The organism is Infirmifilum sp. (assembly GCF_049970975.1).
Taxonomy (GTDB): Archaea; Thermoproteota; Thermoprotei; order Thermofilales; family Thermofilaceae; genus Thermofilum; species Thermofilum uzonense.
In genome coordinates, this window is sequence record NZ_JBMFLX010000023.1 from 1 (window position 1) to 19,905 (window position 19,905).

Consider the following 19,905-nt stretch of genomic DNA (forward strand, 5'->3'; position numbering starts at 1 on the left):
CTAGCTGATCAAGCCTTTTCTCAGTGGCAACCTGGGCAGCAGCTAGCTTTTCGATTTGTCTCTGGGTCTCTGCTTGTGCCGCAGCAAGCTCATCAACCCTCTTGGCGAGCTCAGCGAGGCCTTTCTCAACAGTTCTTCTTAACTGGTCGAATTCCTCTCGTGTGACCTTAATGTCCTTTACCTTTTCCTCGACCACTCTGACAATAAATTCATAGAGCTCCGCGGTGATCACAATTTATCCTCTGAATCTACCAGTGTTGCCAGTTAAAAAAGTTATTTCAAATCGTACACGTATATATGAGATTTTTTACCCATTTTAGAGTGCAACAGACTTGTTCCCCCACGTATTGCGACTTTCCCGGCGTATATTTAATCGAAATTCCTCGTAGGTAAGTTAAGCAGAGACATGTCTACTAGCACGCGTGTAAATATATTTTAAGCTAGTGCCTTGAAAGAAGCATAGGCTCAAACTAATTTTTCGTCGATACTTGATATATTGTAAAATTTCATTAATAGATTTCCAGAAAATGATAAAACAATTCAAAGTTATTGCTTGTTAGTTGTAAAAATCATCCAAGAAAATCATCTATTTTCCTCTCAACAGGCTGGGCTTGGAACTCGGGTATACATTCAATACCCCTCTCATCACATAAAGCTCGGATAACTTCCTGGACTCTCTCACGCCAAATTCTAGGCGCACCTGTGGCCAGCGGGTTTTCAACGAGCAAGGGTTTCATACTCTCGGCCAGCTCTGGTCTATGATGGTAGAAGTCGTAGAATAGCTTCGAGCCTGTTTCGAAGGCAAGGTCGATGACCTGCTCGAGAGAAGATCGAGTATCGTTTACCCCCCTGATTATCGGTCCTAGAAATACCCATGTATCAAGCCCCCTCGACGAGACTCTTTTAAGGGCTTCAGCCCGAGCAAGTGGAGAAGGCGAATTTGGCTCTATTAAAGATGCTATCTTGGGGTTTAGCGTGGTTATAGTGAAGCCCACGTTGACCTGTCCACGATAACGCTCTAAAATGTCGAGATCCCGGGTCACTAGGGGTGACTTTGTCTGAATACTTACCTTGAATCCGCTACGTAGGAGTAGCTCGACTCCAAGCCTTGTAAGCTTTTCGACGGACTCGATTGGCTGGTATGGATCTGTTATAGTGGAGACTCCTACCACCCCTTTTTTTAACCTGACGATCTCGTCTCTTAAAACATCTATTATGTTCTCCTTTATGTACACAATTCTACCCCAGTTCCTGGAGACTTCCTCGTAGCGGGTAAAAGCCCTAGCGTAGCAGTAGATACAGGCATGCGCACACCCAGCATAAGGATTAAAGGAGTAATCTAAATCCGGTAGCCCGGACTTAGATAAAGCGTGGGTAACGCGTATCCTCTTATAGGTGATGTTCAGGAGCTGCTCACCTCTAGCCTTGCCTGCTTTAAGAGATCCCTTAGAATTCGAGACTTCTCAAGCCATACTCTAACCGGGAGCCTTGTCGTCTTACCTAATCTCTCGATCACGTCACGAAGATTATCATATTTTTCCGGCTTGCCTCTGAAGAGGGCCCGGACGTTCTCGCGTACAAACCAGACTCCTATGGGTAGGAAGAAGCCCTCATAAATCTCCCTTATCAAAAGCACTGTAGCCTGCCTCCTCTCCCTTCTCAGGTACTCAGCACTGGCAAGCCTTGAGGCGTAGTAGCATCCTCCTAGAGAAGCGTACTCTGTACGCCCCTTAAAGCCCTCCCAGTCCGCCTCTACCTCCACGGCTGTGCCCGGGTTCCAGGTGGTGTGCGGGAACCAGGCCTCTATCCACTCGAAGCTCCACGAATAGGGAGCTAGTATCCCGACAAACAGGTTATTAGAGTGCTTTCTCTCAAAGAATAGGAAGGAGTCGATTGTAGGGTATCCTTTGACTTCCCGAATAATTCTCCGCGATACCATGTCATCCACAGCGGTTATGGACCATCTCGTAGGCACGAGCCTCCTAAGAGGAGTCTTACCAAGGAGCCCCACAGAGAAAACCCTCTGTATCGTAGAGACGGGCAACCCGGACTCGTATAAGGACCAAACAGCTTCCTCTGAACGCACACCGTCATCTCCAAGGAACTTCTCTACGGGTCTAGGAATTTTAGGGTTATCCAGAACCCTGATTTTTTCGGCAACCCCTGAGGGTCCGAAGGGGGGTGCATGCGGGTCAAGCCTTAGGCCTCGTGGGGGCTTGGCAAACCTGACCATGACGTCTAGAGGCTTAGAGGATGCGGAGAGGAGCGCTATTTCATTTACGAGGTCTGGACGCCTCACGTCGAAGTGGAGGTTACCCATGACTAGACCAAACCGAAACTTGAGTATCTCGTCTAGGCTATAGTCCAGCCATCTCTCGGGTGAATCGTACACCGAGGGGTCGCCCTCCAGAGTTGCGACCGATGGAGCAACGCGGACCTTAGGGTAACCAACCCTCCCTACAAATACAGATGGAGGTGATGGTGCCTCCAGTTCGCTGCTAGTAGGTGGCCTTATCTGGCCTAGAGACTTCCAAATGGACATGAAGGGGCAGGTGGGAAGCCCGCAAAGGTTCTTGGCCCCCCTGCACTTTAAACACATGTTTGTTACGCGTGAAGACATCTGCTGCCTGTTGCTAGGTTATTGATGGATATATTGTTTCCGCAGAATAAGGTGAAAATGACCACTCGGAATATTTAATTATGAGAGCATTTTTACCTTCTTGTGTCGGGCAACAATACTAATTCTTTTACGAGACGCTACACAGTTAGACCTGAGCATGCCGCAAGACACTTGGAAACCGAGGGCATAAGAGTGCTAGCAACCCCCGTAATGGTAGGCTTCATCGAGGAGACATGCAGGATCTTCTGGGATGAGCGGCTACCCCCTAACAAGACCACCGTGGGTGTTCGTGTAGACGTAACACACGTGAAGCCTGCCTTAGTGGGATCAGAGCTGGAGGTTAAGGCGAGTGTTCTCTACGCGGATGAGAAGCGTGTCAGATTCTGGGTTGAAGTCTGGAGCGGAAAACTGCTTATAGGATATGCCCTGCACGAGAGAGCGGTGATAGACAAGGAGGGCTTCGCCAATATGATAAAAACAATGATGAGTAGCAGTGCTGGCGGATGATACCAACCTGGCCACGGTATTTTGCGCTTTGGAGGAGAACCATATTAATCATTCATAAACTGCTAGTAGCCTTTCTCTGGATTAATAACGTTCAGCGGTTTTTCACCCCTAATAAATCGTGCCACGTTCTCAACCGCAAATCGTAAGCATGATTCCCTAGCCCTACGGGTCCATCCAGCCTTGTGAGTTGTAGCAATGACATTGGGCAACTTGTGTATGCCGAGCTTGGAGGGCCATCCTTCCTCAGGCGGGTAGCGCCACCACACGTCTATTCCGGCTCCCGATATCCAGCCCTCCGTGAGAGCCTTGTATAATGCTTCCTCATTCACGACATGGCCCCGGGCAACGTTTATTAGGAATGACGTCTTCTTCATAGCTCGCAGCTCCCTCTCGCCTATAAAGCCCACTGTCTCCTGTGTAAGTGGTAGAGCAACGACAACGAAGTCAGCCTGAGCTAGTATGCTAAGTGTTTCAGAGGGCCCCACGACCAGGTCGGTGTACGGGTCTTTGACAGGGGTCTTTTTCACAGCCAGAACCCTCATCCCGAAAGCCCTTCCCAGCTTTGCAACCTCGCGGCCAATCTCTCCATAGCCTATAATCGCGAGTGTAGAGCCCTCGATATCGTAGAGGAAGTTCTCTTCGGTGTGACTCCTCCAACCACCCTTCTTCATCTCCGCGTCCTGCTCAACAACCCTTTTAGCCAGAGCTAGGAGGAGGGCGAACGCGTGTTCCGCGACTGCACGGGCATTACAGCCCTTGCTTGATGCCACGATTACACCTTGCCGGGCGAACAATTCTAGATCAATACCGTCGGCTCCTGCTGCTGGAACCTGAATGAACCTTAGCTTCTCTGCTTTAAGGGCGACCTCTTTGGGAATCCTGAAGGCTATTGCAACCTCAGCCTTCTCAATGTCCTCGAAGACGTCTCCTTTAGGGAAAACAACATCCGCAAGATTACGGAGTCCACTTTCCACTATGCTCTTCTCCCATTCGCTCAACCTGAGTGCTACGTGCACCCTTACCTTCGACATTGGTTAGTTGCCTCGAAGGACTGTTAAGAGCTTTTCGATTCTTGAGTGTTCTCGTTAGAGGGGGGGTTAATACATAGAATATGTTGTGACATATGTCAACCATAAATAAGGAGATCGTGGAGGACTTCACTGAAATCTTAATGAACTCAAGGGAGATCCTTGAGAAGAAGATAGTGGTGCTTTGACATGTCAACAGTGTTTGGCCTCTTCGACAAGTACGTGGGGCCAGCTATGAGGCGCGCGTTAGCTGTGGAGCTTTACAATAGGGGTTTTAAAATAGGTGAAATAGCAGAGATCCTTGGAGTCTCCAGGAGCCTTGTATCGCGGTATCTAAACGGTAGCAGGGGGTCGAGAGCTGGAGATATTCCAGAAGATGTTTTTAATAGCGTCAAAAGCATTGCTGATGAAATTGAAGGCACGAGTATTGGGCCATACGATGTAGAGTACAGGTTGTGGCAAGAGACTCTGAAACTCGCCTCGGAGAAAAAGTTTTGTAGGCTTCATGCTAGGGTTAACAAGAGAATAAAGCCAGAGCTGTGCCAGGTATGCGTGAGGCTTTTCTTGCCTAGTGCGACAAAAGTATAATCATCAGAGAAGCCAAAAGTATGGTTGTCGCCAGCGCTATGAGAGGCCTTATACGGGAAAATTCATAGGCTATTTGAACCCTGTGGAACCCTTGTGCCCCCCTACGCGAGAACTCATCCTCCTTTATTATCCTGGGGAGCGAGGGCCTTTCCATCTGCTGAACATTGGGAAAGATACGCGTTACGACTTCCACGACGTCATCCCGTGTACCGTGCAGCTCTCCCTTAGAGACAAGCAGCGTATCTACTCCTAGAGAGGCTAGCCTCTGTGACAAGAAGTTTGCCACGAATGTCTTTACCTCTTTCTCGTGGCCCGGAAAGGCTGCGTAACCCTCGTCAAGCATAATCCTTGCGACCCAGGCAACCCTTACCACGAGCTTCGACTCTTCGTAGGTAAGAATGTACTCGCCATATCTTTTAAACCACTCCTCGAAGTCCTCCAGTTCCTTCTCAACCCTGGGCTTACGTAATATCACAGAGTAATCCTCCTGCATAAGGTTATCAGAGACTTGGAGTTTGATAAAGCTTTACGCTAGCAGTATTACAAGGCAGAGTCTAGGAAGAGCATGAGGTAAAAGCCTGCTAGGAAGCCCAGCGTGATCTTTAGAGGGGGTTCCTCCTCACGGTATATCTCGGGTATCGCTTCCTTTAAAGTAACGTATATCATCGCGCCCCCCGCAAAGCTTAGCCCGACTGGTAGAAGCCAGCTTGCCGCTGTAAACATGAGAGTTCCCAAAAGCGCTGTTATTGTTTCGCTAACTCCACTTAAAACTCCAATTAAGAGGCCGTATCGCTTCCCCCTGGAGGCAGAAACTGGTAAGGCTACAGCCAAACCCTCAGGGATGTCTTGCAAGCCTATAGCAATCGCCGTAGCTAGACCCACAGGGATAGAGTAAGCGATCGACGTGCCGACAGCCAGCCCCTCGGGCAGGTTGTGTATTATCACGGCCAGAGCTATGAGCCAGGCCTTCTTTAGGATCTTTTTCCCAGCTGGAGGCCCCTCATAGCCTTTAACCAGGTGCTCGTGAGGGACCAGTCGGTCGGTTAGGTGGATCGCTATTACGCCAAGAGCAATTCCCAGTGCCACGGTTGGAAACCCGGAGAGACTTATCGCCGGCAATATTAGACTGGTAAAGCTTGCGACCAGCATGACGCCAGCTGCAAAGGCAAGGGAGAGAGACATGTCTAGGTCTTTCCCGCGAAAGAAAAATACCCCTAGAGAGCCTAGACTTGTAGTGAAAGCCACGAACAGGCCGGCTAGCAGGCTTCCCATTATCAAGTTTCCTCCGATAATGCTCTCGAAAAGCGATACAAGCCAATCAACCACGCGTCCAAAACCCCCCTTTTAAAGAAAAATGTTTCTATAAGACCCTTAACTGACCACTTCCTGTTTAAAGGGGTCTATATTAACCCTCCTCAGCACCATTACGGCAAGCGCCGTGAAGACAGCAGCTATAGGGCCCCAGACCACAAGACCTGTCGTGTACTCGTATCCATCGAATGGTGGGAGAGATGCCAGGTATCCTATGAAGAGATACGTTAGGGATTGAGAGATATTGATTGGTATACCCTCAAAACCCGTGAAAAGACCTGCCCTGTTCAAGCCCGTCTTAATCTCGTTCAAGTGGACGAGATCCGCCATAACCGCGTAAGGGAAGAGCTCATAGGCTGAAATCCCTATAGCGCCTAGGATGATGGCGAGCATTCCCATGGTTATCCTGAGGGCCTCACTCGTTACGAGGGCTGGTAGGGGTGCCATGAGAAGCCCTGCCATTAAAATTATAGCTGCCCTCGTCAGAGCTTGGCCCTTACCCATCCTTCGGGCGAGGCGGGCCCAGAACGGAAACGCACCCATTACAAATACGACCATAACAATACCGAAAACCACTGAAGCTAGGTTTTGGCCTAGTCCAATCACGGCACTCACGTATTTAACTATGAGGGCTACGACCATTGTCTCTGCGGCCGACATCAGCATACGGACAGTTTCCCATCCTATATACTCCTTGAATCTAAAAATGTCAAGTATATCTCTAGTTATCTTGGGTGTTAGAGCTGTCTTCTGCTCAACCGGGATGAGGAATACGCTGGGCATATAGAGGGCTATCTCGACTACTGCAAAGGCCGCCATGACCGGTAAGAGTAGACCCCCCTTGTAGAGTGTAGGGACAAGGAAGCTGAAAACTACGCCCACAGTATTGCCCAGCATATTAGAAATGTTTTGCAGAGTTGTTATGGTTATTCTCTCGCCAGGCTCAGTTATCTCGGGCATCCAGGCCTGGAAGGGTGTAAGCAGGTAGCCGTAGAAGAAGTTGAAGGCCGCGTTCCAGAAGGCACCCCAATAGAAGAGCGCCGTCTTGTCGTCGATGGATATAAAGTAGAATGGAGTAAAGTATAGGAGGGCTGACAAGGCCAGCATCGGGGCTCCTGTGATGATGAAGGGCTTCCTTTTCCCGAGCCTCGTCCTGGTCATGTCGCTAAGGTAACCCATCACTATAGAGTTCACAAGGATTGCGATTTTACCGATGGCGTTGACTACACCGCTCAGTGCGGGGTCGAGCTTGAAAACATCCCAGTAGACGTAGAATCCCGCGAAACTGAAAGCACTTAAGAGGGTTGTGGAGCCTAGCCTGGCAATACCGTATGAAAACTTCTGGAGCTTTGTGAGCACATGAAGAATACTGAGGTATATTAATTTATAACCTTTAGGTAAATAGGAGCTGTTAAAGCGGATACTATGTTCTCCATATGGTATGGGTCGTCGATGGCCTGGGCCTCCCTCACCAGCTCGGCCCTGACATAAGGCGAGGAGAGGTGGATCTGGAAAACCTTCTCGAATACATCACTGTCCAACACTCCGCTTGCGACGACTTCTCCGCCGCTTATTACCCTGTAGCTCTGGCCTCTCCCACCCTCAGCTCGTAGACGTAGCTTTACTTCCTTTGAATTAACAATCCCACCTAGAGGGTAGTGCTTCCCATCAGCGTAAGCCTCCAAAGTGATGCGGGGGCCTGAAGGAGACTCTGATACGAATACCCTCTGCTTCCTTAAACCGTCGAGGAGCCCCTCCTCGCTGAGCTTGTCCACGTAAACCCACGTGGTGGGAGTACCAGGTAGTAGAATACTCGTCTTACCCCTCATCTCGTGGGCATCGCTCCCACCGACCAAGCCTATCCTAAAACCATTATTCAGGAGCTGATCCCACTTGCGGAGCGAGACATAATTGTTAAACTCCCAGACTGAGTGGAAGACCTCTAAGCTGTCCGCGAAAGAGAGATTCTCGAACTCCCAATCGGGACCCAGGGGCTTAGGATGATTTATTGATAAGAAGGCGCCACGGCTCCTGAGATAGGCTACAACCTCCTTGAGTTCCTCATCCGATCGTATCCGGAACTCTGGAATCTCCGAGACTCCGTAAACGTTCATGTGACCTCTATATGTTGTAAGCTCTACACCCCTCAAGAAGAAGACTTTCCCCAAGAACCTGCTACGAAAGCCGAGCTCTGCTATATGGGAAACAACGTTGTGATCGGTCACGGAGACGAAGTCAAGGCCTAGCGAGCCCGCAACTTCTGCTATCTGGTCAAGCGTCGAGTCACCGTCACTGTGGACGGAGTGCATGTGTAGATCGCCTTTAACCCAGCCTTTAGGACTGTCTCCCTGTACTAATTCACTTGTTTCAGGAAGGCTTTGGCTTGAAGTTTTAAGGCAGCCCTCGTAGACCCTTACCTTGACCCTGTACCTTAAACCTTGGTCTGGGATCTTGTATAAGCCTAGTATGACTTTCCATTCTCCTGGAGGGATATCCCCGGGGAGATAGCTCGGCGTAGCCGCCTCTCTTGAAACGGTGAAAGACTTCTTATTGGACCCGCTCCACCCTCTTAGGTTCTTCATCCCTGTGATGAGGTCCACGGTGCCCGGCTGGAACAAGCCGATGTCCACCGTGGTCTCTCCAGGACCTTTTCCCTGATACTCGTACTCAACCTCTATCGTGCACGCTTTCTCAGGAACGGTGAAGGGGAGATAAAGGAAGCCGAGGCGCTTCTCGGGACCAGCGTCACCGGTGAACTCATAGTCTGCCAAAATCCCGCTTTTTCCCGACATCACCTTTTACTACCCTAAAACCATATATTTACTATTACATTAGCCTTTTAAATCAAAGGTGGCTTTAGGTCTCGGTGCCCCTATGAAGCTGGTAACGCTACGTGTCTCGGGGATAGGATGCGCCAGCTGTGTTGCCCCAGTCAAAGAGCACTTCCTGAGGATTCCTAGCGTGCAGGCCGTACACGTGTTAGGGAGTAGGGTTTACCTCATTTTGGGCGATAACGATAACGTCCAGAGGCTGATACTGGATAGTGGTGCCGCCGAGTACTACAGCATCAAAATAGAGGGGATAGAGGAAGTCTCGAGCGTCCAAGAGGGATTGGAAAGGATTAGGAGAAGCGATAGGCTCGTTTTATCACTGCCCGGAAGCTAAACGGTCAATCTCAGGGCTTTATCTAAATCTTCTAGAAACTGTTTTAAATCGTCAAGCGGTATCCTAGCACCTGCTGCAGCCGCGTGCCCGCCCCCGTGCCCACCATACTTGGGTGCAAGAATCCTGAGAGCCTTGTTCAAGTCTACCCTTTCATCGCGAGCCCTGAGACTCATGATTGCCCAGTTTCCTCTAACCTCAACGGCAACTCCAACCTTCTTCCCTCTTAACACCGCGGCATAAAAAGCTGTGACTCCGAGGCTGGCTCCCGGGTCGATAACGTAGGCGATGTTTTCAAGGCTCTGGACAATCTCGGGTAGCCTCTCACGAGCCTCTTCGAGTATGCGGGCTTGTTTTCGGGCAGCCTCAACCAGGAAGTCCAACTGGGATGGCAATTTGTTCAATGCAAGTTCTTCTACAACAAGCCTCTTCTTTTCGTGATCCCTCCTTATGGCTTCGAGGCCTAGCGTCAGAGTACCGGCCTCGAGGAAAAGGGATCTTATGTCCCAGTCCCTGATTTTCTCCTTGAAGAACGGGGTCGTTATGGCATAGTCGCCTATGGCCCCGTAGAGTGCAACCCTACTCATCTCGCTGGGAGGATTGAAGAACCTGTAAGCTAGCTCTGCCGTGCAGGGGCCCTCCTCATGGAAGACCTTGACGCCTGAGGCCCTTAGCAGGTCGAGTGCGCCTTCGGGCGGCGGATGATGGTCTATATAAATGGCTTCTTTAAATTCGTGGAGCCTTAAGGCTAGTTCTCTCCACAGTCTCTCGTCAAGGGATATGTCAAGTATTATGACGCTTTCAGCCTCTCCCCTGAACTCGTCCAGGTCACCCAGGATGCCTACGGGGTGCGTAAAAACAACTCGACCATGTACGACGGAGCGTGCAATAGCAGCCGAGGTGACGCCGTCGGTGTCTCCGTGAGCTAGTATGAGAAAATCCGACATTTCCCTTAGGCCGGCTTCACGAAACCCCACTTCTCGATAGCTCGCGCGAGCTCTCTATGGGTCTTCGCGTACTCTGCGAGGTCTATGCCCTCCATTGCTGCCTCGACGGCTTGTCTAGCAGCTGCAGCGCCAGCTCTCGGTCCATCGGGGTGCCCGACGACGCCTCCCCCAACCTGTATGACTAGGTCCATACCCATCCTCCTTATGACTTCTGGGAGCGTGCCGGGGTGTAGTCCTCCACTCGATACGGGGAAGGAGGGCTTGAACTCGTTTAGGGGCTGCTCAAGGTGGAAGACGTCGTCACTGTCAGGCTTGTAAACGGGATCTCTTAGAACCCTTGCATTCCTAACAACGTCCACCGTCTTCGCCTCCAGCTTCCCGACCTCGGGAGTTCCGACGTGTAGCTGGTCTATACCTATAATCCTGTAGAGCTTGGCGAGGGTGAACATGGAGATGCCGTGGTAGGGGTTCCTCGTGAAAGCTGCATGCATCGCCCTGTGGCCGTGGATAGCGAGGCCATACTCCTCTGCCAGGTCCCGGATATATGTGAGCGCCGACCACCCCGTTATAACCACGTCCACCATTATATACGGGTTCCCGTAGTCTGCTACCAGCTTCAGTCTCCGCTCCATCTCTCTGACGTCAGCCGTGATGTTTGCAAACCAAGCCTTCCTTTCACCCGTCTCCTTTTCAGCCCTGTCAATGGACTTCATGATAGCCTTGGCCCTCTCCTCAAACCTACAGAAGCTGGGGCTAGCGATGTTCTCGTCATCCTTGACGTAGTCCATACCCCCTATAAGCAGATCGTATGCAAGCTTCTCCACCTCGTCGGGCGAGTACCCGACCTTGGGTTTAGGAACGGTTCCGATAATCGGCCTCTTGCCAATCCTCATGACTTCCCTTATCCCATTTATCCCCTTTGAGGGCCCCTTGAACCCCTTTAGGAAAACGGGCGGGAGATATATGTCCTCAACTCTTAGGCCCTTCACTCGCCTCATGCCGAAAATATTCCCGGCAACAGACGCTAGAAAGGCGGGCATGTTCGCCTCTTCAAAAAGCTCGACAGGGTAAGCTATCCTCACAAGGTATGAGCCATCCCCTAGATCCTTGTACTCATAGGCCTTACCCTTCAAACGGTCTAGTCTAGACTGGTCGTACCACTGGTAGAGAGTCGTCCAGGTCCCGACGCTGCTCTCTGCAGCCACACCGCCAGCTGCGTCGTCAACGGTAAAGCCCTCGCTCGGGGTTAGACGGAAAGTAACTATAACCTCGTTCTTTGGGTCTGGAGTGTACCCCCACTTCACGAATTCAGGATAAGGCTCAAATTCTTCCGGCATCTGATATCAAATATATCTTTACGGAAAGGGCGAATAAATACCCTTTGGTTATAGTTGAGGCAAAACACCTTGAAGCAAAGACCATATTTATCTGGATCAACATATCTAGCACGTGACGCACGAGATCCAGGAAAAAATAATAGAGGTTTACAACAAGGTCATTGAGAGCGTCGTAGGCGTGTCTACTCTACGCGTCATAGACCTCATATTTACCCAAGCCCCCATCACGGGTTTCGGGTCGGGAGTCGTAGTGGACTCCGACGGGCTCATAGCCACTAACTCACACGTAGTCGAGGGTTTTGAGAAAATAGTAGTTACCGACCCGCATGGCGATACCTTCCCAGCAGAGATAGTTGCGGAGGACCCTCAATGGGACATAGCTTTCCTGAAAGCCGAGGGAGGAGACTTTAAGCCGGCGAAGCTCGGCGACAGTGACAACGTGAAAATAGGCCAGATAGTCCTAGCCATTGGAAATCCATTCGGCCAGATACTCGGCGGACCCTCGCTAACCTTTGGCGTCATCAGCGGCCTCAAGAGAACTCTTCGGGTAGAAGGGAAGGTTTACGAGAATATGATTCAGACAGATGCCGCGATAAACCCCGGGAACAGCGGTGGCCCGCTTGTAAACCTCGATGAAGAGGTTATCGGGATAACGACAGCGATGATACCCTTTGCCCAAGGAATCGGCTTCGCGATTCCCGTCAACGAGGTCAAATGGGCCCTCGAGCAGGTGAGACAGTATGGTAGAATTGTGAGGCCCTGGATCGGCATATTCGGAATCGACGTCACACAAATGGTTGCCAGGCAGCTCAATCTCCCCGAACCTGGAGGAGTCTTGATAGTCCGAGTAGTACCCGGTGCTCCAGCACACCGTGCAGGAATAAGGGCCGGGGATCTGATAATCGAGGCCAACGGGAAGAAGCTCGAGGGTGTTGCTCATCTCGCCCGGGTTCTGCGAGAGATAGGCATAGGAGGAGTTGTAGAGCTTAAAATCCTACGACACGGCGTATACAGGATTATAAATGTCCGCGTGGAAGGAATTTCAACCCAATAATCCTGATTAAACTAGGAAAAACAAAAATCCTAACTCCTGTTTAGTTGGAGCCTCCACTTGTACGCTAGGATTTTTCAGCCCCTATAGTGTTTCGCCATTTCCTCGTTTCCAGGCATAGCGAGGATTGCATCCCACACCTCTTCGGCCTGCTTCTCGGACTTCGTTCTGGGATCCAGCATGAGCCAGTCTATGAGGATCTGCCTCCCGCCCTCAAGGAAGGCTGTCAGGGTCATTTCCATTCTTAGCATGCGCGGCCAGAGAACAGACTTGAGGATCTTCCCGGGAACCCTTAACCCTTGAGGCCTCCTAACTCCTTTCGCGGATACCTCTGCGGGGATCTCGACCGCGACATTGTTGGGTATGCCGTCAATCGCCCCATCGTTGGGGACATTGACCTGATAGGTCGCAGGCTCGTCGTTCGCTATAGAGCTTATGATTGGGATGAGGGACTCATCTGTCCTCGAGGCTGGGAAGAAGGGAGCTATAGGCATGCGTGGATCCTCGGCTAGCCTCTCAAGGTAGCTCGAGTACCACTCGTGGTGGGCGAGGTATAGCATCCAGCCTATCTCGCTGTCAGGGCCTCCGGTGGGACCGAACCAATACTGCTTGGTCTTTAGGTCCCAGTGATACGCCCACGTTCCCCCTCTAACCGTGTCGCCGATTGGGAATAAGCCGTAACGCTTGTACATGTCGACTGCGGCTGGGCTCAAGTGTATGTCGAAGGGGTTGCGTTGGCTGAGCCTCCACTTCCTCCAGTATTCTTGGGCTTTTTTCTCGATCCACTCGTCCAGGAGTGGATAGAGGTTCCTCCCCTTGGAGGTAAACTTTGTCAACCATATGACGTGGTTGAAGCCTATCATCTCGGCCTCCACGTCCTCCGGTTTAAAGCCAAGTATGCCGGCTATCTCCTTATAGGCGAGGTGCCCGTGACACAGCCCAATGACGTTGACCTTCACCTCTCGTGATATCAGCGTAGTGAGCTCGAAGACGGGGTTAGCCAGTTGCAGGAGCCATGCTCCGGGGGCGTACTGTTCGACGTCCCTTGCTATGTCTAGTGCCAGCTTGAATTGGTAGTAGCCCCATATGGTGTGGTAGTCCGAGACCATGTTCCACTCCGTGCTGTTCACACCCCGGTAGTAGCCGTGCTTCTCGGAGATCTCCCGCATCGCCTCGTAGTATCCGTGCCCACCATACATGGCCGTGTTTACGACGAAGTCAGCGTCCTTGATTGCCTCCTTCCTGTTAGTAGTCAGATGGAACTTGTAGTCTACGCCAAGCTCTGAGGAGTATTTCCTTGCGAATGCGCCTACTCTCTTAAGACGGGTCTCGTCTATGTCCATAAGGTAGACTTCGCTCCCTAGGAGGGTGGGGGTATGGAGAAGATCGTGAACCACGGTTGAACTCCAAGCTATGCTTCCCGCGCCTATAACGGCGATCTTGACTTTTGTCACAACTTCATAATATTGTATTAAGAAATAACTTTTTCTTATTAAGAACTAGTCTTTAAGAGGCGTCTTTAAGAGGCGGAACGTTAACTCTACACCGTCTCATTATCAAGGCTGAACAGCCTCGACGCTCAGCACCTTGAGGGTTGCTTTTCTCAACAACAGGAGCGTTGTAAGTCTAATAGCGGGGAACAGCATCAAAAATAAGATTATAGCAACGGGATTAGCATATGGGGGACGGACACGTATATTAACAAGGGAAAGACCCGATGATAAAACATCTAATATCGCAACGGCCTTGAAGAGACCCTCCTTCGTCAGCGAGCCCAGTTCTAAGAGGAACATTATCATCCCCACCCATCCGAGCAGTATTCCTAAACCCATCACGAGTAGCGTTACTACTAGCCCGAGTATGATAATTACCAGCAATCCCTGGTATCCCTCCCGTGCACCAGGCTGCTTCACAATCATCCCTGGCAAAGGCGTCGTCCCGTTGGAGGTTATAACAGCTAGGATGATTAGCGCAGCAGAGATCGCTCCAAAGATGAAGCCGGCATAGTAACCATACTTCAGAAGCTTTGAGGGAGTTGAAAGGGTGCTGCTCCACTTGGCCAGCCTACCCGCTGAGGGTATAAGGTAGAAGAGGATAGCGATAAGCCCTAGAACAAATCCGACGAGGGCTAAAACGCCCCCGATAACCGACAATACTAGATATCTTTGCAGAGAAGCCATAATCTCTTCGAGAATATGCTGGGAGGTCGCGTACGCGGTCAGGGAGTAAAGCAACATAGTATATGGAGCTAAAAAGATGGAAGATATCACTTCTAGAACATAAGATATGATGCTTATCTCAGAATATTTTTTGAGAAGATTCAAGCCATACCTGTAGTCGTCGGCCTGGAGAACCTGCATAACTCAACCCCGATTCAATTTTGATATCAACTAATAAAACGCTGACGCCGAACACGCCTATAGGAAAACATATTTAGAGGCTTTAGAGGGTCACTCAGCGAGAAGCTTTACTATCCTATTCAGGTATTCCAGGCCCTTCAAGTACGTTTGCTTACCTACCTCCTCTAGGCAATACATGCTCTTACCCTCCTCGCTTGTCTTACGCCTGACTAGCCCTTCTCTCTCCATCCTGTATAGAACAGTGTAAAGGTAAACAGTGTTAACCTTTATGGAGAACTTTTCCTTAAGTCTCTTCTTTAATTCTGTAACACTCAATCCATCTTCGTGTAGCAGGATATTAGCCACATATATCCATAGAACCTCGTTTTCAAGCTTCCTCTTAAGCCTCTTGAAAGCCTTCAAAGACACTTCTGAAGCCACGATCAGAGAAAAGCCAAAGGCTTATTAATAACTCTTCTAGAAGGTTTTCTGTATAAAAAAATTCATACGTGATTCGTATGGGAAAGATAAGGGTGGGACTTGTAGGGATAGGGAACTGTGCCTCAGCCATAGTTCAAAGCGTTTTCCTCGCGAAGAAAACGCCTTTAAGGGGTATCCTTTTCGAAGAGATAGGAGGCTACAGGGTACAGGACATTGACTTTGTTTTCGCTGCCGACGTGGATACAAGGAAGATAGGTAAAGATCTTGGCCAGGCAATATTCGAGGGCCCCAACCTCTTCCCCCGGTTGGTGGAAGATATAGAGACGGGAGTAAAGGTCACAGCGGGGCCTGTCCTTGATGGAGTTGCAGAGCACATGAGGCCTTTCTTCGCGCCGCACTCGCGAGACGTCTCAATGGACGAAATTGTTAAGGCCATGAGAGACGCTGGGGTCGAGGTCGTAGTGAATATGCTGCCGGTGGGCTCTGAGCTTGCTACACGCTTCTATGCCGAGGCTACGCTCAGAGCTGGCGCGGCCTTCATAAACGGCATCCCTGTCTTCATAGCAAGTGACCCTACGGGTGAATGGCAGGAGAAGTACAGGCGAGCCGGGCTACCTCTACTTGGAGACGACGTGAAAGGACAGTTTGGGGCCACGATTCTCCACTCAGCTCTCACGGCTTTGATGCGTGAGAGAGGCCTTCTCGTAGAGGAGACCTACCAGCTGAACATAGGGGGTAATACGGACTTCCTCAACATGAAGGAGGAAGAAAGGCTCCGGAGCAAGAGGGAGAGCAAGACTAGCGCTGTCGCATACACGCTTTTCAACGCAGAGGAGATTATCCGGTCACAGAGAATAAGGATTGGTCCAAGCGACTGGGTACCATTCCTAGGGAATACCAAGGTGGCCTACATATACATCAAGGCGACATCATTCCTCGGATTACCCGTGGAGCTCGACGTCAAGCTCAAGGTAGACGATAAGAGCATGTTTGCCGCTTCAATGGTAGACGCTATAAGGCTGGCGAAGCTGGCACTTGACAACGGACTATCCGGGCCCATACACGAGGCCAGTGCATACTACTTTAAACACCCGCCGAGACCTGTCTCGTCGCCTTACGAGGCTAAGAGAATGCTGGAAGAGTTTATAGCAAGGTACGGGGCAGCACAGGCCTAGATCCCACACTCATACAAGATACAACTATATACGTATAAAACAAGTGATCTTCGAGACAAAATGTTTGATGATGCACTGAGCGATGAGAGGTTTAAGAAAGTCATCGAGAAAGCCATAGGCTACTATAGGCACTCACACCACGATATCTCCCACGTTGAACGCGTCTATAATTTAGCCCTCAGGATAGCACGCGAGATCGGAGACCCGGTCGACCTAGACGTTCTGAGAGCTGCTGTGATACTACACGACATAGCGAGGTCGATGGAGGACGAGGGTGTTATAGATGACCATGCAGCTAAAGGCGCTGAGCTCGCCAGAGAGATTCTCCGCGAGGCTGGCTTCGAGGAGGAGAAGATCGAGAAGGTTGCCTACAGCATCGCCTCCCACAGGTTCAGGAACGGTGTAAAGCCAGACCTAATCGAGGCCCAGATATTACAGGACGCTGACAGGCTCGACATGATAGGGGCTATAGGCATAGCCAGGGCCTTCGCGAGGGGCGGTTGGTCCAACACGCCCTTCTATGATCCAGCAAAGCCGCCGAAGAACAACTATGACGGCCGCTCTGAAACCGTTATAAACCACTTCTACGAGAAGCTTTTGAAGATAAAGGACACCCTGAACACCGAGCCCGCTAAGAAAATAGCAGAGGAGAGGCATAGGTTCATGCTCCTATTCCTTGAGAGATTCATGAAGGAGTGGCGTGGAGAACTATAAGGTGTTCTTGCGAGAAACTATTCGTTAAACAAGCAGACCTGGATCTTGCTTTTAGTGCGTTCGGCTTTTAAATATCATTATGATACATTATTATTTGGTAGGCGTGCTTTCAGAGGAGGAGAAAAAGAAAATTCTAAGAACCTTGAGAGAGGATGAAGAGTTTAGGTACGCTGTAGCAGGCTTACTAGGGCTCGACACAATCCTTAACGAGCTAAGAATGCTTAGAGCGGACTTCCAGCGCCACCTCGAGCTTGAGGAGATGAGGTGGAGGGAAAACGACAAGAGGTGGGAGGAAAACAATAAGCGGTGGGAGGAAAATAATCGCAGGTGGGAAGAAAACAACAAAAGATGGGAGGAAAACAACAGGAGATGGGAGGAGGCTTATAAGAGGTTCGAAGCTATTGAGGCAGAGTTAAAAAAGCTGCGGGAAGACCACAACAAGCTTCGGGAGGACTTCAACAGGCAGTTCGAGCTTTTCAGCAAGAGGCTCGACTCATTCGAGAGGCGTCTCATAGCCATGGGGGCTAGGTGGGGAGTTGAAAGCGAGGAGACTTTCAGGGAGGCTATGAAGAATATAGTTGAGGAGATACTTGGCGCTGGCAAGGTGGAAAAGTGGAGAGTCCTCGATGAGGAGGGGGTAGTCCTCGGCTACAAGGCTGAGGTGGAGGTAGACGTGCTCATCAAGGATAAAGTGCACATCCTGATAGAGGTAAAGTCCAGCGCGTCAGAGAGCGACGTGTTTAAGCTATGGAGAATTGGAAAACTTTACGAGAAAAAGACCGGTGTAAAGCCTAGACTTGTCATGGTGACGCCTTTCCCAACGGATAAGGCTCTGGAGGCCGCGAAAAATCTCGGAGTAGAGATCTACACGAGAACATAGGCATAGACGCCCTCAAGCGAGGGACTCGTTCATTACGGTTTTCTCGTTTTAATCTATTTATCAATGTATTATTAGTGTACAATCCTAGGTGTGACCCAACGCCTCCCCAGTGAGGAGAAGGCCCCTTCAACAACCCTACAAGTCCGAAAAATCCACAATTTGTGCCGGCCAACCGGGATTCACTCACCAGCCATGTCTGCTTCAATGCAAGACATTTTTTATTCAGGTACCATACTCGATTACATGTGGCATGGAAGGCAATAACCATAATAGCAGTGGTACTCATAGCCTCCGCATTGTACTTGAACGACCTCGTCTCGTCGGCTGAGCGTATAAGCGTTGACGTGGAGAAAATAAGCGTCGTGAGCGTTGGGCTTCAAGCCGCCAACGTTAACCTCACACTGGCTTTCAACAACCCCTCGAACCACAAATACACTGCGGAAGTCGTCAATTATGACGTCTACATTGAGGGCGTGAAGGTCGGGAACGGCACCATTACAAACCTAGAAATACCGCCTGGAACCACACGTCAAAGCTCTATACTAACCCTGTACTACGCTAAGCTCGGGAAAGCCCTCATGAGCCTTTTAACCCAGGGCAAGATCGACATAACCGTTAACGGGACGGCAAATATTAAAGTCCTCTTCTTCCCCGTCGAGGTAAAGTTCTCCAGAACAAAGACCGTTAAGCCCTAGAGTCGCTACTGGGCTAAGGCAGTCGATCAACGTTTAAAAGCGGTTGGAGATAAAGCCCTTCATCGTCATGGGGCTTCCACGTGGCCGGAGCATCCTCTGAGAAAGTCTCAAGAGTACTCGAGGAGTTAACTTCACTGTGCGTTTCGAAGATATACCCCTTTCATTGCAGCAGCGACAACACTAGGAGCTATCTGTCCAGATTCCACTCTTAAGCCCATGGAGGCGGCGGGGGTGGACTTGAGGTATCACTCGACGTGTAGTAGAGAAAGCGGCAGAGGCTTCAATAATCTTTGCTCACGTCAACGTCACTAAATATTGGTGGGATAAAAATTATAAGGTAGGTCCCACTAACAGTTTTTGTGGAAAGAGCTAGAATTGATGGTAAGGGGAGAGTCACAATCCCAAAGAGGCTGAGAGAAATACTTAACCTCAGGGAGGGCGAGGAAGTGCTCCTTGTGCCCGAGAAGGATGGACTCCTAATTAGGAAGGCCAGTCAACCCGAAGAAATCCTGGAGAGGCTTCTAGGAGACCTGACGTTTAGCAGGGAGCTGAGAAAAGTAGCGGAACAAGAGGCGCTAAGGGAAACTTCAACATGATCAAGGCGCTTCTTGAGACAGGTTTTCTTCTCGCCTTAAACCCTCGGGACAGGAACCACGAGTGGGCCACGCGCGTACTGAACGAGGCAAAGAAACATAAAATAATCATTTTTCTCTCCCCAGCCTCCCTCATAGAACTATCCCTAATCTTGAAGTCCAGAGGACTCACAGACCCTGAGATCAGCCAGGTCTTCGACGCGTTAAACTCGCTCATAAAGCCCAAGCCATCATATCCAGAACTGACGGCGGAAACCCTTTCCTTGGCGGCAAGGCTGAGGACTAGGTACCCGGAGCTCTCCTTCTTCGACTCTATACATGCAGCCCTTACGTTAGAGAATGACCTCGCCTACTACGACCTAGACGACGTTATTCTCCATGTAGTGGAGTCTGAGAGAGGGTAAAGACAGACCAGGGTTATAGAAGCTCCAGTGACGGGCATCGTCAGACTGGAGTGAGGGGCGTGTTCTCCTAAAGGCTACGCCCAGTTTTTAACGAAAAGATGGCTGTTAGGCGG

At 50.3% G+C, this 19,905-nt stretch carries 23 protein-coding genes; 10 read left to right on the forward strand and 13 right to left on the reverse strand.

What is annotated here, in order from left to right; translation table 11 throughout:
• The 3 genes from ACP5KC_RS05085 to ACP5KC_RS05095 form a co-directional block, all read right to left on the reverse strand.
• The coding region (locus ACP5KC_RS05085; RefSeq protein WP_424737956.1) for a hypothetical protein at nucleotides 1-232 on the reverse strand (232 nt) is incomplete at its 3' end.
• Between the two features lie 337 nt (nucleotides 233-569).
• On the reverse strand, nucleotides 570-1,406 hold the full coding sequence (locus ACP5KC_RS05090) for a radical SAM protein (RefSeq protein ID WP_273433293.1): 837 nt from the start codon (nucleotides 1,404-1,406) through the stop codon (nucleotides 570-572).
• Nucleotides 1,403-2,620: an Nre family DNA repair protein gene (locus tag ACP5KC_RS05095; RefSeq protein WP_273433265.1), complete on the reverse strand. Its 1,218-nt coding sequence runs from the start codon at nucleotides 2,618-2,620 to the stop codon at nucleotides 1,403-1,405. The genes ACP5KC_RS05090 and ACP5KC_RS05095 overlap by 4 nt, the downstream gene beginning before the upstream one ends.
• 102 nt (nucleotides 2,621-2,722) lie before the next feature.
• On the opposite strand from ACP5KC_RS05095, the gene ACP5KC_RS05100 reads away from it, so the two are divergent.
• On the forward strand, nucleotides 2,723-3,127 hold the full coding sequence (locus ACP5KC_RS05100; protein ID WP_424737954.1) for a thioesterase family protein: 405 nt from the start codon (nucleotides 2,723-2,725) through the stop codon (nucleotides 3,125-3,127).
• 62 nt (nucleotides 3,128-3,189) lie between these two features.
• Here the strand turns inward: ACP5KC_RS05100 and ACP5KC_RS05105 are convergent, their stop codons facing one another.
• Nucleotides 3,190-4,158 (reverse strand): 2-hydroxyacid dehydrogenase, encoded by a 969-nt coding sequence (locus ACP5KC_RS05105; RefSeq protein WP_052883964.1) that lies wholly within the window; start codon nucleotides 4,156-4,158, stop codon nucleotides 3,190-3,192.
• Between the two features lie 186 nt (nucleotides 4,159-4,344).
• Between ACP5KC_RS05105 and ACP5KC_RS05110 the strand changes: the two genes are divergently transcribed.
• Entirely contained in the window at nucleotides 4,345-4,743 is a 399-nt protein-coding gene (locus ACP5KC_RS05110; RefSeq protein WP_273433266.1) for a helix-turn-helix domain-containing protein, read from the forward strand.
• On the opposite strand, the gene ACP5KC_RS05115 is transcribed toward ACP5KC_RS05110, so the two are convergent.
• The 4 genes from ACP5KC_RS05115 to ACP5KC_RS05130 form a co-directional block, all read right to left on the reverse strand.
• Nucleotides 4,724-5,236, reverse strand: a complete 513-nt coding sequence (locus tag ACP5KC_RS05115; RefSeq protein ID WP_428286922.1) for a hypothetical protein — start codon at nucleotides 5,234-5,236, stop codon at nucleotides 4,724-4,726. The two genes, ACP5KC_RS05110 and ACP5KC_RS05115, sit on opposite strands and share 20 nt — an antisense overlap.
• A 47-nt stretch (nucleotides 5,237-5,283) precedes the next feature.
• Nucleotides 5,284-6,015, reverse strand: a complete 732-nt coding sequence (locus ACP5KC_RS05120) for a ZIP family metal transporter (RefSeq protein ID WP_428286927.1) — start codon at nucleotides 6,013-6,015, stop codon at nucleotides 5,284-5,286.
• Nucleotides 6,016-6,114: 99 nt separating this feature from the next.
• Complete coding sequence (locus tag ACP5KC_RS05125; RefSeq protein WP_428286923.1) at nucleotides 6,115-7,413, reverse strand: MFS transporter; 1,299 nt, start codon at nucleotides 7,411-7,413, stop codon at nucleotides 6,115-6,117.
• A 20-nt stretch (nucleotides 7,414-7,433) separates the two neighbouring features.
• Nucleotides 7,434-8,846, reverse strand: a complete 1,413-nt coding sequence (locus ACP5KC_RS05130; RefSeq protein ID WP_428286924.1) for a CehA/McbA family metallohydrolase — start codon at nucleotides 8,844-8,846, stop codon at nucleotides 7,434-7,436.
• Between the two features lie 82 nt (nucleotides 8,847-8,928).
• Between ACP5KC_RS05130 and ACP5KC_RS05135 the strand changes: the two genes are divergently transcribed.
• Entirely contained in the window at nucleotides 8,929-9,219 is a 291-nt protein-coding gene (locus ACP5KC_RS05135) for a heavy-metal-associated domain-containing protein (protein WP_428286925.1), read from the forward strand.
• On the opposite strand, the gene ACP5KC_RS05140 is transcribed toward ACP5KC_RS05135, so the two are convergent.
• Both ACP5KC_RS05140 and rbcL read right to left on the reverse strand, forming a co-directional pair.
• A complete protein-coding gene (locus ACP5KC_RS05140) occupies nucleotides 9,216-10,163 on the reverse strand; it encodes a DHHA1 domain-containing protein (RefSeq protein ID WP_052883971.1) in 948 nt (315 codons plus the stop codon). The two genes, ACP5KC_RS05135 and ACP5KC_RS05140, sit on opposite strands and share 4 nt — an antisense overlap.
• Nucleotides 10,164-10,168: 5 nt before the next feature.
• The gene (gene rbcL, locus ACP5KC_RS05145) at nucleotides 10,169-11,500 is read right to left on the reverse strand and encodes a type III ribulose-bisphosphate carboxylase (RefSeq protein WP_428286926.1); all 1,332 of its coding nucleotides are present in this window, start codon (nucleotides 11,498-11,500) and stop codon (nucleotides 10,169-10,171) included.
• Nucleotides 11,501-11,612: 112 nt separating this feature from the next.
• Between rbcL and ACP5KC_RS05150 the strand changes: the two genes are divergently transcribed.
• The gene (locus ACP5KC_RS05150) at nucleotides 11,613-12,554 is read left to right on the forward strand and encodes a trypsin-like peptidase domain-containing protein (RefSeq protein ID WP_273433275.1); all 942 of its coding nucleotides are present in this window, start codon (nucleotides 11,613-11,615) and stop codon (nucleotides 12,552-12,554) included.
• A gap of 74 nt (nucleotides 12,555-12,628) precedes the next feature.
• On the opposite strand, the gene ACP5KC_RS05155 is transcribed toward ACP5KC_RS05150, so the two are convergent.
• The 3 genes from ACP5KC_RS05155 to ACP5KC_RS05165 form a co-directional block, all read right to left on the reverse strand.
• Nucleotides 12,629-14,005, reverse strand: coding sequence for an alpha-glucosidase/alpha-galactosidase (locus tag ACP5KC_RS05155; RefSeq protein ID WP_273433276.1), 1,377 nt, complete (start codon nucleotides 14,003-14,005; stop codon nucleotides 12,629-12,631).
• Between the two features lie 102 nt (nucleotides 14,006-14,107).
• The gene (locus tag ACP5KC_RS05160; RefSeq protein ID WP_273433278.1) at nucleotides 14,108-14,911 is read right to left on the reverse strand and encodes a hypothetical protein; all 804 of its coding nucleotides are present in this window, start codon (nucleotides 14,909-14,911) and stop codon (nucleotides 14,108-14,110) included.
• A gap of 90 nt (nucleotides 14,912-15,001) precedes the next feature.
• Nucleotides 15,002-15,331: a helix-turn-helix transcriptional regulator gene (locus tag ACP5KC_RS05165; RefSeq protein WP_191118734.1), complete on the reverse strand. Its 330-nt coding sequence runs from the start codon at nucleotides 15,329-15,331 to the stop codon at nucleotides 15,002-15,004.
• Between the two features lie 77 nt (nucleotides 15,332-15,408).
• On the opposite strand from ACP5KC_RS05165, the gene ACP5KC_RS05170 reads away from it, so the two are divergent.
• From ACP5KC_RS05170 to ACP5KC_RS05195, 6 genes are all read left to right on the forward strand, one after another.
• Entirely contained in the window at nucleotides 15,409-16,506 is a 1,098-nt protein-coding gene (locus tag ACP5KC_RS05170; protein WP_273433279.1) for an inositol-3-phosphate synthase, read from the forward strand.
• Between the two features lie 60 nt (nucleotides 16,507-16,566).
• Complete coding sequence (locus ACP5KC_RS05175; RefSeq protein ID WP_273433281.1) at nucleotides 16,567-17,220, forward strand: HD domain-containing protein; 654 nt, start codon at nucleotides 16,567-16,569, stop codon at nucleotides 17,218-17,220.
• A gap of 103 nt (nucleotides 17,221-17,323) precedes the next feature.
• On the forward strand, nucleotides 17,324-18,100 hold the full coding sequence (locus ACP5KC_RS05180; protein WP_273433294.1) for a DUF3782 domain-containing protein: 777 nt from the start codon (nucleotides 17,324-17,326) through the stop codon (nucleotides 18,098-18,100).
• Nucleotides 18,101-18,345: 245 nt separating this feature from the next.
• Complete coding sequence (locus tag ACP5KC_RS05185; protein ID WP_273433283.1) at nucleotides 18,346-18,795, forward strand: LEA type 2 family protein; 450 nt, start codon at nucleotides 18,346-18,348, stop codon at nucleotides 18,793-18,795.
• Nucleotides 18,796-19,154: 359 nt separating this feature from the next.
• Nucleotides 19,155-19,391, forward strand: a complete 237-nt coding sequence (locus tag ACP5KC_RS05190; protein ID WP_273433285.1) for an AbrB/MazE/SpoVT family DNA-binding domain-containing protein — start codon at nucleotides 19,155-19,157, stop codon at nucleotides 19,389-19,391.
• On the forward strand, nucleotides 19,388-19,792 hold the full coding sequence (locus ACP5KC_RS05195) for a type II toxin-antitoxin system VapC family toxin (RefSeq protein ID WP_424737928.1): 405 nt from the start codon (nucleotides 19,388-19,390) through the stop codon (nucleotides 19,790-19,792). Before ACP5KC_RS05190 ends, ACP5KC_RS05195 begins: the two co-directional genes overlap by 4 nt.
• Nucleotides 19,793-19,905: the final 113 nt, after the last annotated feature.